Here is a 15,566-nt window from a genome sequence, read left to right as displayed (position 1 = left end):
AATTATCTCATTTCCTAGAATTGAAGACCGAATTACAAAAACATTTTTTAATGAATTAGCAAAAAAAGGAAGCGCAAAAATTTTAACAAAAAAACCCATCAGTCCCGGGAAAGAAGAAATCTTACAAAACCCAAGGTCTCGCAGCGCAAAACTGCGAGTTGTCGAAAGAATTTAGACAATGTTAAAATCATCAAAAAAATATCCACAACGTAGGTCCATAAAGATTATCAAGCCGAGAAAGAATAAAAACTTCATTCTGGTAGTTGGTCTTTTGACGATCATAGCGATCTTTCAAATTTTAATGAGGGTTAACATTCGCAAAACATTAACAACCGCTGAGAAAATTGGGGAGTTGAATAACCGGTTGGTCCAGGAAAACGCGTTATGGCGGATAGATTCGACGAGATATACATCCGCGGAATACATTAGGGACATCGCAGAGAAAAAGCTCAAAATGATAGATGCATCTTCCAGTCCAACAGTTTTGAAATATGACAAGATTCCGGAGATGAAGGAGAATACAGGAGAAAAGCTTTTAACTAAAGATAAATCTCGAGAAGAATTATTGAATTTATATTCGCGGGTTCAGGAGAAAAAATATGGAGTAATCGAGTGATTCGGCGTTGGTTATTAACATTTTGGTCGATATTGGCAATCATAGCCTACCTGGTACTTGTAGCACGATATTTCACCATTCAGGTACTCAATAGCAATGAGTATCGTAAGCGTGCAGAAAGCCAATCGCAAGGAATTGTAGAGGTGCCGGCGAAAAGGGGAATTATTTATGATCGAAATTTTAATCAGCTTGCAATTGATGTTGAACAATATTCTTTTGGGGTTAATCCGAAGTATGTAAAAAATCCTAAGAAATTAGCTCAAATATTTACAAACATTACTGACAATTCTATCGATCATTATTTAAAATTATTTAAAAGAGATCGTTTTTTATGGCTTGGCAGGGGTATTGATTTACAAACAGCGAATAAGATAAAGCTAAGCCCGGATAATTCGGTAGTTAAAGAGAAAACTATTGGCCGGTATTATCCCTATCAACGAACTGCATCACATATACTTGGTTTCACAAACATCGACCATAAAGGCCTGGCAGGTATCGAGAAAAGCTATGACGAAATACTGCAAGGGGAGAAGGGATTCAAAACAATCAATTTTGACGGAAAAGGTAGATCGGTTCCGACACTTGGAAAGCCGGAACTTGAACCTGTAAATGGAAAGAATGTTATCCTAACCATTGATATCAATTATCAAAGAATTGTGGAAGAGGAATTAAAAAGAGGGATTGAAAAATACAAAGCTAAGGCTGGGATGTTGGTTTTAATGAATCCATTTACGGGTGAAGTCTTAAGCCTGGCCTGTTATCCAAACTTCAATCCAAATAGTTTTCCCAGTTTTCAACCTTATGAACGAAGGAATAGAGTGGTTGTCGATCCTTATGAACCAGGTTCAACATACAAATTAGTTACCGTATCGGCGGCATTGGAAAAAGGAATTTATAAACCAACTGACATCATATTTTGTGAAAATGGCAAATCTAAATTTCCTGGTGGTTGGATAACTGACCATAAGCCATATGGAAATCTTTCCTTTAAAAAAGTGTATTCTAATTCCAGTAATATAGGTATTGCTAAAATATCTCAAAAGGTTGGTAAAAAATGGATTTACGAATATAGCCGGTCATTTGGATTTGGAGGGGTTACCGGTGTCGATCTGATGGGTGAGGATCAGGGTAAATTAACCAAATACGTGAAATGGAGTAACAGCGATGCTGTAAGAGTATCAATCGGATATGGTGTAATGGCCACCAGTATTCAAATGACAAACGCTTATGCGACCGTTGCGAATGGTGGATATTTACTCAAGCCAAGGTTAATAAAAGCAATCCAAGAGTCAAATCATCCAAGAGATCTGCAAGAAACAAAAATAGATACAATTCGTCAGGTTTTAAAACTGGAAACGGTTGCCGTGCTGAAATCATTTATGCGAGATGTAGTTGAAAATGGTACGGGTAAAAAAGCTGCCATTGAGGGAATTGATATCGCAGGTAAAACAGGTACTACCAAAAAGTTTAATTCCGAAACAAATAGATACTCCGATACAAAATACATTGCCTCATTTGTTGGTTTTGCACCTGTTGAACATCCCAAACTTGTGTGCCTGGTAATGTTAGATGAACCGAAGTATCCATATATATACGGAGGCCAGAGTTCTGCTCCGATTTTTTCTCGAATTTTGCGAAGGATTCTCGGGTTAATGTCAGACGATTCGGATGCTGTCCTGGTTGAAAATACAAAATCCAAGATCATGGTTCCGGACATAACAGAATTATCAACTGACATTGCTACCTCAATTCTACAAGATTATGGATTTGAAACAAGAATTGAAGGTGAAGGCAACTATGTACTATCACAGTATCCTGCGCCGAATACGTTAATGTTATCCGGAGAGTTAGTGAAATTGAACCTGGGAAATAAAAAGAGATTGGATGATTCAAATAAAAGGATGCCTGATGTTCGTGGTAAAAGCTTAAGAGAGGCAGCCTTAATATTAACGCAGGCAGGATTTAATCCATTGGTAATTGGCAGTGGAATTGTTGTTTCTCAATCACCTACAGCTAATTCCAAGACTAATAAAATTGAGTGTAAGATAATTTGTCGTCCAAAATCAGGATAAGATCTACTTGGATTTTATGTCATTTGAAACTTGGGTCATTCTGTTAGGCCCCAATGTAAGAGTGGAGGGTAATTATCCCAATCGCAACGTAAGCTCGGTTTCAATAGACACAAGGACGCTACAACCCGGAGATATTTATTTTGCAATTAACGGTGACAATTTTGATGGACACAATTTTATCAATCCGGCTTTCGAGGCAGGAGCAATAGCTTGTGTAGCCAGAGAAGGCTGGGAGCCGGATTGGAAAATATCTGACCAAAACATCATCGTTCGATGTGATGAACCTTTGGAATCATTACAAGTTCTTGCAAAAAATTACAGGCGAAAATTCTCAATACCTGTTTTAGGTCTTACAGGAACAAATGGTAAAACAACAACAAAAGAAATGATAGCTGCAGTATTGGGATCAAAGTATCAAGTAACAAAAACAATTGGAAATTTGAACAATCAAATAGGAACGCCTTTGTCCTTGCTCCAAATCGATAAAAACACTGATATCGCAATTATTGAAATGGGTATGAATCACGCCGGTGAAATTGCCCGGCTTTGTGAATTTGCTGCTCCTGATTTTGGACTGATAACAAATATTGGTGCTGGCCATTTAGGGTATTTTTCTGATATTGAAGAAATAGCACAAGCTAAAGGAGAATTATTCCACGCTTTACCGGAGCGCGGTACCGCGTTTGTCAATGCCGATGATCCCAGGGTTGTACGAGAATCAGAAATTGTTAAACATAAAATAACTTATGGGTTCTCAACTGAAACGGATATTTTCGGCACAGACTTGGAAACGGATCACAATGGCTTTGGAAAATTTAAATTACAAAATAGGGTAAATGTTCAATTGCATGTTCCGGGTCGTCACCAATTACACAATGCTTTGGCGGCTTGCGCAGTTGGAATGCATTTTGGAATCTCAGAGTTCGATATTGCCGAAGCCTTAAAGCAATTTACCTGTATTTCAAAACGCTTGGAGTTGATTGAATTCGGATCGAGTTTAGTCATTCTGGATGCTTACAATTCAAATCCTGATTCTCTGATACCCGCATTTGAAACACTAAGTTATTTAGCGCACAGAAGAAAAGGTAGGGCTTTGGCAGTTCTGGGAGATATGCTGGAGCTTGGAAACCAAAGTAAAATCGAGCATGAAAGTGCCGGGAAAACAGCAGTAGAGCACGGTATCGAAGCTTTATTCCTATTTGGACCTGAATCTAAATATACCTTGGAGAGTTTTAAAGAGGCTGGTGAAAAAACAGCCTTCCATTTTGATGATAAAAGAGAGTTAGCATCCTATGTTTCAAAAATACTTCGTGAAAACGATGTGCTCTTAATAAAAGGATCAAGAGGGATGCAAATGGAAGAAGTATGGCAAGAATTGCAAAATTTAGATGAAACCTTAAGAAGTTGAGACATACGTGGAGCCCGGATAATGCTATATCACCTACTATTCCCGCTGAGAGAATTTTTCTTCGGTTTCAACTTGTTTCGTTACATTACTTTTCGCTCAGCATCAGCCTCAATTTTAGCTTTATTGATCAGTTTTTATATTGGTCCAAAAGTGATCGCTTATATGCAAAAGAAACAAATTGGTGAGGAGATTTATTCAGGAGCTCCTGAACGCCACCAGGCCAAAACCGGTACTCCAACATTTGGCGGTATCATTATTTTGATCTCAATTATTGTACCGACTATTTTGTTTGCTAGATTAGACAATATGTTTATTAAAGTGATTTTGTTGGTAACTATTTTTATGGGTGCCATCGGTTTTCTGGATGACTATCTCAAAGTCATTAAAAAATATCCTAAAGGGTTAGTCGCCAAATATAAATTGGCCGGACAATTAATTGCAGGTTTATTCGTGGGTTTGGTAATTTGGTTCTCCCCGGTTTATGAAGGGATTCACTCTCTCACATTTATCCCATTCTTAAAAGACTCTATCATTAACCTAGGAATAATCATCATTCCCCTTTCTGTATTTGTTTTAATTTCAACTTCAAATTCCGTGAATTTGACTGACGGATTAGATGGGCTTGCAGTTGGACTTGTTGGAATATCAGGTTTGGCTTGGGGCGCCATAAGTTATATCAGCGGAAGAGTTGATTATAGTGAATACCTTAATCTGATGTATCTGAAAGGCGCAGGTGAACTTACTATCTTTTGTGCGGCCCTGCTGGGCGCCTGCCTGGGTTTTCTGTGGTTTAATTCTCATCCTGCTCAAATTTTTATGGGTGACGTTGGCAGCTTAAGCCTTGGTGCAGCTTTGGGTACAATGGCGATCCTACTCAAAAAAGAGGTTTTATTGCTCTTTATCGGTGGAATCTTTGTTGCCGAAACTTTATCAGTCATTTTGCAAGTCATGTCATTCAAGTATCGCGGAGGGAAAAGAATCTTTAAAATGGCGCCACTGCATCACCATTTTGAACTCATGGGAATCCCGGAAAATAAAATTGTTGTCAGGTTCTGGATCATTGGGATTTTACTTTTACTATTTAGTTTGGGATTGTTTAAGGTCAGATAATGCTAGATCAAGCAACAGAAAATCGGTATAACTATTTTTTATTTGCCTTGGTATTCCTATTGCTTTGCATCGGATTAGTAATGGTATATAGCGCCAGCCATCATGTTGCATATAAAAAATTGGGAAGCGATTCCATTTATTTTCGATTTCATTTTTACCGGATTTTAATCGGATTGTTTGCGTTGATTATTGCTGCCATTATTCCATACAATTTTTGGCTGAAGAGTGCTAGAATTTGGTTGCTTATAGGTATCGGACTATTGATTGCTGTGTTAATCTTAGGAATTAAGGAAAGAAATGCACAACGATGGATTGAAATTTATTCTTTTCGTTTTCAACCGGTTGATGTCCTCAGGATGGCGCTGATCTTTTATCTTTGCGATGCAATGATTCGGAAGCATGAATACCTGAGAAAGTGGAAGGAAGGATTATTACCCCAATTGTTCATACTTGGATTGATCTCTTTTTTGTTGATCAAACAGCCGGATATGGGCTCCGTAGTTATTTTACTGGCGATTAGTGTTGTGATCTTTATAACCGCAGGTGTAAGTTTGCTTCATCTTAGTTTCGTTGCTTTACTCACTGTGCCGATTTTTTTGATGAAGCATGATTACCATATTGTTCGCATAAAAGATTTTTTAGATTCAGTAATAAATGGTAAGTCCCTACCATACCAGGTTAACCAATCAATAATCAGCCTTGGCAGTGGCGGCTTTTGGGGGAAAGGATTAGATAACAGTACTCAGAAATTAGAATTTCTCCCGGAACCGTTTACTGATTTTATTTTCTCGATTGTTGGTGAAGAATTTGGATTTGTGGGTACTTCCGTGGTTTTATTTTTATTTTTATTGTTGATCCTGGAAGGATTTAAGATTGCCCGTCGTTGCCCGGATGAGGCGGGTGCATTACTGGCTGTTGGCATCACAACAAGTATCGGAATTTACGCATTTGTGAACGCAGGTGTCGTGAGCAATCTTTTGCCGACAAAAGGACTTCCCATGCCTTTTATAAGTTATGGAGGATCATTTATGATCACTACTCTGGCAGGTGTTGGAATTTTGTTAAACATCTCTCAATACAACGAATCGTCATTGGTGCGCAGGAGTAGCCATGCAAATACTATGAGAAGATCGAGGCGATGGGTTGGAAGATAAACCGATTCGAATTCATTTTGCCGGAGGTGGAACAGCAGGACATTTATATCCGGCTTTAGCAATCGCAAAAGAATTTAGAAATCGTTTCCCAAATTGCGAAATAGCATTTTGGGGCACCAAAAAAGGCATCGAATACAGATTGAAAGATCAACTAGGATATCGGCTTAATTTCATTAGAATCAGAGGATTTAAGCGTAACTTGACACTTGAAAATTTGCTAATTCCACTCGAGTTTATGGCTTCAGTTATAAATTTATTATTTCAATTCTTGAGGAAACGACCGGATTTGGTTGTAGGTTCCGGAGGCTACGTTAGCCTCCCGGTTGTATCTTCGGCAGTTACTTTAAGAATTCCGACTGCAATTCATGAGCAGAATAGCTTTCCAGGAGCCTCTACACGATTATTAGGCAAATGGGCAAAGAGGATTTACTTGACTTATGGATCTTCGGAGAAATATTTTAAGCACAAAGAAAAAATAAAAGTTTTCGGTAATCCCGTTAGACAGATTGATTCATCAGTAGATCCGTTTGTAGCATTACAAGAATTCGCTTTTGATTCAAGTAAAAAGACTTTGTTTATTTTTGGAGGAAGTCAAGGTGCTTTAAAAATCAATGAGTTAATGATTGAAATTGCACCTCAAATAATCCAAGAATGTGGCATTCAAATTATCTGGGCAACCGGTTCAAATCATTATAAGAAAATCGTGGAAACTTTTGGTGATCAATCCGGGATTAAGCTCTTCCCATTTATTCATCGAATTTATTCCGCTTATGCTGCCTGCAATCTCTGTATTTGCCGGGCAGGAGCTACAACAATTGCTGAATTAACTTATTTGGAAGTCCCGGCGATTTTAATTCCATTCCCCTATGCAACTGCCGGTCATCAAGAATACAACGCACGAGATTTGGAATCCAAAGGCGCAGCAATTTGTCTGTTGGAAGGCGATCTTGATGCAGACAAACTGTTCCAAACAATTAAAGAGACAATCAATGATGATGCAAAACTTTCAAAAATGAAGATGAATATGAAAAGTTTAGCGAGGCCAAATGCTGCTCATGACATTGTTTCTGATCTATGCAATACTCTCTTATTTAATTGATCAGATTGAAATATAAATTCGCAGAATGAAAACCAATCAATGGCGCCGTGATCCTGCTTTTCATGATTTAAGAAGAATGGTTCGCGGACTGTTGGTGAAAGATCGGTCATTGCAAAGATATACAACATATAAAGTCGGTGGTCTTGCAGATATTTATTTCGAACCGTCTGGTTGTGAGGATTTAAGTATTTTTATGAATTATGTGTCAAAAAAAAATATTCCATTTTTCATTATAGGTAAAGGCGCTAATCTCCTTATTAGTGACGCAGGTTTTAGAGGTGTTGTCGTTAATTTGCAAAAGGGATTCAAAGAATTGATCATCGACAATCTTACAGTAAAAGTTGGCACTGGAATGATTCTTTGGGATTTCCTCATTGAAATGAAAAAGAAGTGTTTGGGAGGATTGGAGAGATTGATTGGAATTCCCGGGACGATAGGCGGAGCAGTATACATGAATGCAGGAGCTTTTGGAAGTGAAATTTCAGATTGCCTAATTTCTGTGGATGTCATGGATTTAAACGGAAAAACAGACACTTTGCGAAAGGAAGAGATCCTATTTGGTTATCGCAAAGGATTTACCGATCCAGAGAAGATTACACTTGGAATAGAATTATTACTGAAACCGGATGATTGCCATAGCATAAGCAGAACTATGGATGAAATTTGGCAGCGAAGAAAAAGTAAACAACCATTGTCATATCCATCTGCAGGTAGTGTATTCAAAAGACCGCCAGGGAAATATGCCGGTGTATTAATCGAACAAACAGGGCTAAAAGGAATACGGGTTGGTGACGCGGTCGTCTCTACAAAACATGCAAATTTCATTCTCAACAAAGGAAGGTCGACTGCACAAAATATATATGATCTGATTCAGATTATTCGCGAAAAAGTCTATAAAAAATTTGGTGTCAAACTTGATTTGGAAAACCAATTGGTGGGCTGGAGTGATCGTGGTTTATTAAAGAATTTAGATTAAATCAAGGAGTTTTATCATGAAGAAAAAGATTAAGTTAATCCGTGGGGCTACATTGGTAGTCGTAATTATCGGGATGGTGTTTATTGTTTTGCAAATTAATAATTGGGTTGCGATTAGTGATACTTTTTCTTTACAAGCGATAGAAGTGAATGGTAACCGGCTTATCAAAACTGAAGATATATTAGGTCAATTTAATTTGGATAATGGGGTTAATGTTACAAATCTAAACCTAGCTAAAATCCAACAATCTATTGAGAAGCACCCCTATGTTAAAGCGGCATTGGTTTCCAGACGTTTACCTTCATCACTTCAAATTGATATTATCGAAAGGAAACCGGTCGCATATATCTCACAAAGCGGCAAGCCACTTTCTGCCACAGATAGAGAAGGCACGCTGCTTCCTTTAGGAACAGGAATTTTATTGGGAAGTTTGCCTGTAATTACTGGGATTGAAGATCTCCCAAACGACGTAGGAAAACTCATAAAAAGCGATCGTGTAACTAAAGCAATTGATTTGCTGATGTCAAATCAAAAGATAAGCACTGCCTATTATCAAAGTTTTTCTGAGGTTCATTATGATCCAAAAACAGGATATGTTTTATACTTCAATGATGGACGATTTCCTGTTTTATTTGGCCGCGAAAACTTCTCTAAAAAAGCAGAAAAAAATTTTATTTTCATAAATAAAATTAAAAGTGAAAACAGGTATAATAAACTTTCTTATGTGGATCTTCGTTTCGAAGATCAAGTTGTTGCTAATTTTAATTGAAATAAACTAATCAATACCAAAAAGGACTTTGATATGACTAGGAAAACATTTATTAACGATTCTTTAGATTTATTCAATAGTACGTTGGAAAAATCCAATGGAAATCGTCGGTCTGCCTACCCTGATGCATGGAGGCAATCAACTACTGGAAAGCCTTTGCGGAAAGACCGGGAATTGGGAGAAATCATTGTGGGTTTGGATATTGGTACAAATAAGATTGCAGTAATTGTTGCAGAAATCGATGAAATAGAAGGCATGAAAATCATCGGTGTTGGAGTTTCCCCTTCAGAAGGATTGCGAAGAGGGGTTGTGGTCAACCTGGATAAAACAGTTCAATCAATTGAAAAGTCAGTTAAAGAAGCTGAGTTGATGTCTGGTATTGAAATTGAATCGGTCTATGTTGGTATTGCAGGTGACCATATTCGAAGTATTAACAGCAGGGGAGTGGTTGCAGTATCCGGCGGGAATCGTGAAATCAGCGAAGATGACGTTCAAAGAGTCATCGATGCAGCTAAAGCGGTATCATTGCCGATTGATCGCGAAATTATTCATGTCATTCCCCAGGAATTTATTGTAGATGATCAAAGTGGTATTAAAAATCCAGTAGGGTTTTCAGGCGTTCGGTTAGAGGCGGAAGTTCATATTGTAACCGGTGCAGTAACTTCGGCTCAAAATATTTATCGCTGTGTCCAGAGAACCGGTTTGAAAGCCCGGAGCCTGGTGTTAGAGCCCCTGGCCTCGAGCTTTGCTGTATTAGGTGATGATGAAAAAGAAATAGGCATTGGTTTACTCGATTTGGGCGGTGGAACAACCGATATCGCATTAATTTTCGAAGGTAGCATTCGACATACTGCAGTCATCGGTCTTGGCGGAAAAAATGTCACGAATGATATTGCCCAGGGACTTCGAACTCCGATTGACAGGGCGGAAGAAATTAAATTGAAATATGGTTGCGCTTTATCCTGTAAGCAAATGAATGGTGAAACTATTGAAGTTCCGGGTGTCGGAGGTCGCTCTTCAACCATGGTCCCCAAATCAGTATTAACTGAAATTATTCAACCAAGAATCGAAGAAATACTAATGCTAGCAAAAAGAGAAATTCAAAGGTCTGAATATGCAGATTTTTTAAACGCCGGTATTGTTTTAACAGGTGGGGGTTCAATGTTGGAATCTATTGGAGAGTTAGCCGAACAAATTTTTGATACACCGGTAAAGCTAGGCATCCCCCAGGGATTCGGAGGTTTGGTAGGTCTTGCCAGATCACCTATCCATGCAACCGGAATAGGTCTCATTCATTATGGACTCACATATAAAAATGAAGATATGCAACTTGATGAGGGTGATGAGTCTGAGAATTTCCAATCAATACTAAGCTGGATGAAAAGATTAGTGAAGGATTTATTTTAGTAATTTTAAATTGGCTTAATAAATAAAGAGGTGATAAATGGACCAATTATCTTTTGGTTGGAAACTTGAAAATAATAAACTCGCAAACTTAGCGGAAGGAAATACAATGTCTATAGCAATAGATTACGATCAAGAAATTGAAGCAAAAGCCAGGATGAAAGTTATCGGGGTCGGCGGCGCCGGGGGAAATGCATTAAATCGAATGATAGAAGCTCAGTTGCAAGGAGTTGACTTTATCGCAATAAATACGGATACTCAAGCTTTGGAATCAAGTCATGCTGCCCATAAAATTCAGATTGGTAAAAAGCTGACGAAAGGGTTGGGAGCCGGTGCTGATCCTGAAATTGGCCGGCTAGCGGTCGAAGAAGATCGTGAGTCTTTAGCTGCAATAATTGCAGACACCGACATGGTCTTTATTACCGCCGGAATGGGTGGCGGTACAGGAACCGGGGCTGCCCCTGTGGTTGCTGAAATAGCGAAGGAAATGGGAGCCTTAACAGTGGCGATTGTTACCAAGCCGTTTCAGTTTGAAGGTGTAAAACGAGCGAAACGAGCATTAGAAGGAATAGCTAAACTAAGAGAAAAAATTGATACGTTAATTACTATTCCTAATCAACGACTGTTCTCAATTGTGCCAAAAGGCACCACGCTTCTTGAAGCCTTTAAAATAGCTGATGATATTTTATTACATGCAACCCAAGGAATATCTGATCTCATAACAGTGCCGGGATTGATAAATTTGGATTTTGCAGATGTTAAAACCGTAATGGCTGAAATGGGTTCTGCTTTGATGGGTACCGGACAAGCATCAGGACCAGACCGGGCACAAGAAGCTGCTACTATCGCTATTGCCAGTCCACTTCTTGAGGATATTTCTATGGAAGGCGCGAAGGGTCTTTTGATTAATATCACCGGTGGCTTAGACCTTACTTTGGACGACATAAAAAATGCAGCATCTGTTATATCCGAATCCGCAGGCTCTGAAGCAAATATATTCTTTGGAGCAATCATAGATGAAAAAATCAAAGATGAAATTCATGTAACTGTGATTGCAACAGGATTGGATGATGAGCTAAATAAGAATTATTCTGAGAATCAAAATCCTTTTCAAGATATTATTGGCGCAAGGCGTAAAGTCTTAGATATTCCCGCTTTTAAACGAAAAGAGGCAAAAGTATTTGAAGAAGAGATTTCTAATAACGGTGGCGATGAAGTAGATGTCTATGATATTCCGGCATATTTGCGCAAAAGGAAAATGGGCGAAACATCCTAATGATATTTGTTTTGAATATTTTTAAAAGGAAATTTTATCAAAACAAAGCTTAATTAATCACAATGATGGGATATTGCAAGAAGTACAAAAAAAAAGCGGAGAAATCCGCTTTTTTTTTGCATGCTAAAAATTGTTATGCTGCCTTTTGTACTTTCCCGGAACGAATACAAGAAGTACAAACAGTTAATTTTTTGACTTTACCTTCGATATTAGCACGAACTTTTTGTAGATTTGGTAACCATCTTCTTTTTGTTAAATTGTGAGCATGGCTTACATGGTTACCTGTTAAAGGGCCTTTGCCACAAATATCACATCTTCTTGCCATGTTAATTTCCTTATTTACTAAATCGGCAGTAAAAATAATATAAGGCTTTGTGAAAATCAAGAAAAGTTTAGTCACTTCAAAGAGTATAGAATTATTGATGAATTATGGTGTTAATGGTATTATTTTTTGCTAAACAGATACACTTTGGTATTGCTTAAAAAAATTTGTTTTAAGCATCCTGGTTTAGGTGGATGCTTTTTTTGTTGATACTCAATTTGGAAAGATAATGACTCAAAAGCGGATCGTTGTTGCATTAGGGGGTAATGCAATTACACGGGAATTTGAAGATGGCAATATTGCTCAGCAATTTGCTAATACACGCAGAAGTCTTATAGGTATTACTGAAATAATTAAAGATGGAAGCATACTGGCGCTTACACATGGTAATGGTCCCCAAGTTGGTAATTATTTAATAAGAGTTGAAGCGACAAGAGACAAGGTGACACCAATTCCCCTTGGTGTTATGGTTGCGGATTTATGTGGCGGTATGGGATATATGATTACCCAATCCCTACAAAATAAGTTAATTGTGCAAAATATAGCTAGAGAAGTTACTACAATTCCAGCCCAGGTTATTGTTGACAAAAATGATCCTTCAATTCTGAATCCCACCAAATTTGTTGGTAGTTTTTATAAAGAGGAGCAAGCAAAGAAGATTCAAAAAGAACGAAACTGGACTATGAAAGAAGACACCGGTAGAGGGTGGCGCCGGGTAGTCCCTTCACCGATGCCGATTTCAATTGTCGAAAAAGAAATAATAAAAGATCTTTTTGATAGGGGAGTGATCGTTGTTACAGTTGGGGGAGGCGGTATACCGGTTTACATTACCGAAGAAAAAACCTATGAAGGGGTTGATGCAGTTATCGACAAAGATTTGTCTTCGGCTGTGTTAGCTAAAGAACTCGAAGCAGATGAATTGCACCTTCTAACAGCAGTTGAGAAAGTAGCATTGAATTTCGGTACTCCAAGACAAGAATATTTAGATTCGCTTACCGTTGAGGAAGCAAAAATATATTTGAATGAATGTCAATTTCCTAAAGGAAGCATGGGACCCAAAATATATTCCGCGATTAATTTTCTAGAATCCGGAGGGAAAAAAGTGATTATCACTTCGGTCGAAAAGCATTTAGCCGCTTTAGAAGGAAGAACAGGAACTACAATTCATAACTAGGATTAATATCATTAATATGGAGGCTATTCGTGAAAATTCATGAATATCAAGCTAAAGAAGTATTGAAAAGATATGGAGTAGAAGTTCCCAGGGGAAGGGTCGCCTTTACTGCTTCAGAAGCAAAAGCTATTGCTGAAGAACTTGGCGGAAAAGTCGTCATAAAAGCTCAGATCCATGCAGGCGGCCGTGGAAAAGCAGGAGGTGTAAAACTGGCTAAATCTCCCCAAGAAGCGGAAAAAATTGCCTCTGAAATTCTTGGGAAAACCTTAATCACACATCAAACCGGCCCCGAAGGTAAAAAGGTTCGTAAAATATTGGTCGAAGAAGCAATGGAAATTGAACGTGAGTTTTACGCAGGGATTGTATTAGATCGTTCCGTTTCAAAGTTTGTTTTCATGGCCAGTACTGAAGGAGGAGTTGAAATTGAAAAGGTTGCTGAAGAGACACCGGAAAAGATCCTAAAAGAATATATCGATCCTGCATTAGGTCTTCAGCCCTATCAAACCAGGAAGATCGCATTTGGACTAGGATTAACGGGTAGCCAGTTTAAAAATTCCTTTCGGTTTATTTCCGGTCTTTATAAAGCAGTATCAATAGTAGATGCTTCTCTTGCAGAAATAAATCCATTGGTAGTAACCAAAGACGGTAGAGTTTTAGCGCTCGATGCAAAAATTGATTTTGATGATAATGCACTTTATCGGCACCCGGATTTGGCGGAGATGAGGGATATTTATGAGGAAGAATCCCTGGAGGTTGAAGCGAGAAAATATGATCTCAATTATATAAAACTTGATGGTGAAGTAGCTTGCATGGTTAACGGGGCTGGCTTGGCTATGGCGACAATGGACATAATAAAATTAGCGGGTTCATCACCTGCTAATTTCTTAGATGTGGGTGGCGGTGCAAGTGCGGAAACGGTTGAAAATGGCTACAAAATTTTACTGGCTGATTCAAATGTAAAAGCTGTATTAATTAACATTTTTGGCGGAATCGTGCGTTGTGACAGAGTCGCAAAAGGTGTAATCCAAGCTTCCAGAAATGTTGAAATCAATGTACCGGTTGTGGTTCGGTTGCAGGGTACAAATGCAAAGGAGGCAGAAGATATTTTAAATCAGTCGGAATTTGAATTTATCGTGGCAAATGATTTTAAGGATGCGGCAGAAAAGGTAGTTGCAGCCATAGGCTAATTCTAGAAACATGTATTTATTTAATAATGATAAAAGATCTTCGGAGGCAATAAATTGAGTATTCTGGTGAATAAATCAACAAGAGTCGTTGTGCAAGGAATTACCGGCGGCGAAGGTTCTTATCACACAAGCCAAATGGTTGAATATGGAACCAATGTAGTTGCCGGCGTAACGCCAGGTAAAGGGGGGCAACTTTTTCAAGAAAAAATTCCAGTTTATAATACGGTTACTGAAGCGGTTGAGAATGAGGCTGCAAATACGTCCATAATATTTGTTCCTCCTGCTTTTGCCGGGGATGCAATTATGGAAGCGGCAGATGCAGGAATTCGATTGATCGTTTGTATTACAGAAGGCATACCAACTTTAGATATGGCCAGGACCAAACAATATTTGGCATCAAGAGCAACCAGATTAGTTGGGCCAAATTGTCCGGGAGTTATTACTCCTGGTGAATGTAAGATTGGGATCATGCCGGGATTTATCCATACTCCCGGTGAAGTTGGTGTTGTGTCAAGAAGTGGTACCTTAACATATGAAACTGTTCACCAACTTACTATCTTAGGTATCGGACAATCAACCTGTCTTGGAATTGGGGGAGACCCGATTATCGGGACTAATTTTGTTGATGCACTCAAGCTATTTCAGCAAGATGAAAACACAAAAGCTGTTGTGATGATTGGTGAAATTGGCGGAACCGCTGAAGAAGAAGCTGCCGAGTATGTAAAGCAACATATGACTAAGCCGGTGGTTGGCTTTATCGCAGGGAGGACAGCCCCACCGGGACGCAGGATGGGTCATGCAGGCGCTATAATATCCGGTGGTAAAGGCACAGCAAGTGAAAAAATGGCAGCGCTTGAAGCAGCCAATATTCATGTTGTTGAAAGTCCGGCAGAAATAGGTTCAACAATGAAATCAATTTTAAATTGATAATTGCCAATGCCGAACTTTGGCTTACCATTTTTTTTGGCGATAATTAGTACGAAATATAAATAATAAATG

15 protein-coding genes are annotated in these 15,566 nt (G+C 38.6%); 14 read left to right on the top strand and 1 reads right to left on the bottom strand.

Features of this window, described 5'->3' with window-relative positions; all coding sequences use genetic code 11:
• From mraW to ftsZ, 11 genes are all read left to right on the top strand, one after another.
• A partial coding sequence (gene mraW / locus IIC38_09280; protein ID MCH8126140.1) for a 16S rRNA (cytosine(1402)-N(4))-methyltransferase occupies window positions 1-175 on the top strand: 175 nt, incomplete at its 5' end.
• 3 nt (window positions 176-178) lie between these two features.
• Entirely contained in the window at window positions 179-616 is a 438-nt protein-coding gene (locus IIC38_09275) for a hypothetical protein (GenBank protein MCH8126139.1), read from the top strand.
• On the top strand, window positions 613-2,688 hold the full coding sequence (locus IIC38_09270; GenBank protein MCH8126138.1) for a PASTA domain-containing protein: 2,076 nt from the start codon (window positions 613-615) through the stop codon (window positions 2,686-2,688). Before IIC38_09275 ends, IIC38_09270 begins: the two co-directional genes overlap by 4 nt.
• Window positions 2,689-2,704: 16 nt before the next feature.
• Window positions 2,705-4,096, top strand: coding sequence for a UDP-N-acetylmuramoyl-tripeptide--D-alanyl-D-alanine ligase (gene murF / locus IIC38_09265; protein MCH8126137.1), 1,392 nt, complete (start codon window positions 2,705-2,707; stop codon window positions 4,094-4,096).
• Between the two features lie 21 nt (window positions 4,097-4,117).
• Window positions 4,118-5,206: a phospho-N-acetylmuramoyl-pentapeptide-transferase gene (locus IIC38_09260; protein MCH8126136.1), complete on the top strand. Its 1,089-nt coding sequence runs from the start codon at window positions 4,118-4,120 to the stop codon at window positions 5,204-5,206.
• Window positions 5,206-6,360 carry a cell division protein FtsW gene (locus IIC38_09255; protein ID MCH8126135.1) on the top strand — a complete coding sequence of 385 codons (1,155 nt, stop codon included), beginning with the start codon at window positions 5,206-5,208 and terminating at the stop codon, window positions 6,358-6,360. The genes IIC38_09260 and IIC38_09255 overlap by 1 nt, the downstream gene beginning before the upstream one ends.
• The gene (murG, locus tag IIC38_09250; GenBank protein ID MCH8126134.1) at window positions 6,350-7,459 is read left to right on the top strand and encodes an undecaprenyldiphospho-muramoylpentapeptide beta-N-acetylglucosaminyltransferase; all 1,110 of its coding nucleotides are present in this window, start codon (window positions 6,350-6,352) and stop codon (window positions 7,457-7,459) included. The genes IIC38_09255 and murG overlap by 11 nt, the downstream gene beginning before the upstream one ends.
• Before the next feature lie 25 nt (window positions 7,460-7,484).
• Window positions 7,485-8,435, top strand: coding sequence for a UDP-N-acetylmuramate dehydrogenase (gene murB, locus IIC38_09245; GenBank protein MCH8126133.1), 951 nt, complete (start codon window positions 7,485-7,487; stop codon window positions 8,433-8,435).
• A gap of 16 nt (window positions 8,436-8,451) precedes the next feature.
• Window positions 8,452-9,204 (top strand): FtsQ-type POTRA domain-containing protein, encoded by a 753-nt coding sequence (locus IIC38_09240; GenBank protein ID MCH8126132.1) that lies wholly within the window; start codon window positions 8,452-8,454, stop codon window positions 9,202-9,204.
• A gap of 33 nt (window positions 9,205-9,237) precedes the next feature.
• The gene (ftsA, locus tag IIC38_09235) at window positions 9,238-10,611 is read left to right on the top strand and encodes a cell division protein FtsA (protein MCH8126131.1); all 1,374 of its coding nucleotides are present in this window, start codon (window positions 9,238-9,240) and stop codon (window positions 10,609-10,611) included.
• A gap of 106 nt (window positions 10,612-10,717) precedes the next feature.
• Window positions 10,718-11,884 (top strand): cell division protein FtsZ, encoded by a 1,167-nt coding sequence (ftsZ, locus tag IIC38_09230; GenBank protein ID MCH8126130.1) that lies wholly within the window; start codon window positions 10,718-10,720, stop codon window positions 11,882-11,884.
• Window positions 11,885-12,017: 133 nt separating this feature from the next.
• Here ftsZ and IIC38_09225 read toward each other — a convergent pair whose 3' ends face one another.
• On the bottom strand, window positions 12,018-12,209 hold the full coding sequence (locus tag IIC38_09225) for a 50S ribosomal protein L28 (protein MCH8126129.1): 192 nt from the start codon (window positions 12,207-12,209) through the stop codon (window positions 12,018-12,020).
• Window positions 12,210-12,435: 226 nt separating this feature from the next.
• On the opposite strand from IIC38_09225, the gene IIC38_09220 reads away from it, so the two are divergent.
• The 3 genes from IIC38_09220 to sucD are packed head-to-tail and all read left to right on the top strand — an operon-like array spanning window position 12,436 to window position 15,494.
• Window positions 12,436-13,380 (top strand): carbamate kinase, encoded by a 945-nt coding sequence (locus IIC38_09220; GenBank protein MCH8126128.1) that lies wholly within the window; start codon window positions 12,436-12,438, stop codon window positions 13,378-13,380.
• A gap of 29 nt (window positions 13,381-13,409) precedes the next feature.
• The gene (sucC, locus tag IIC38_09215; protein MCH8126127.1) at window positions 13,410-14,567 is read left to right on the top strand and encodes an ADP-forming succinate--CoA ligase subunit beta; all 1,158 of its coding nucleotides are present in this window, start codon (window positions 13,410-13,412) and stop codon (window positions 14,565-14,567) included.
• 54 nt (window positions 14,568-14,621) lie between these two features.
• Window positions 14,622-15,494, top strand: coding sequence for a succinate--CoA ligase subunit alpha (gene sucD / locus IIC38_09210; GenBank protein ID MCH8126126.1), 873 nt, complete (start codon window positions 14,622-14,624; stop codon window positions 15,492-15,494).
• Window positions 15,495-15,566 lie beyond the last annotated feature (72 nt).

It is taken from the genome of candidate division KSB1 bacterium (assembly GCA_022566355.1).
GTDB lineage: Bacteria > Zhuqueibacterota > JdFR-76 > JdFR-76 > DREG01 > JADFJB01.
Note: the sequence above shows the minus strand (reverse complement) of the source record. Positions and strands in the feature narration are given on the sequence as shown.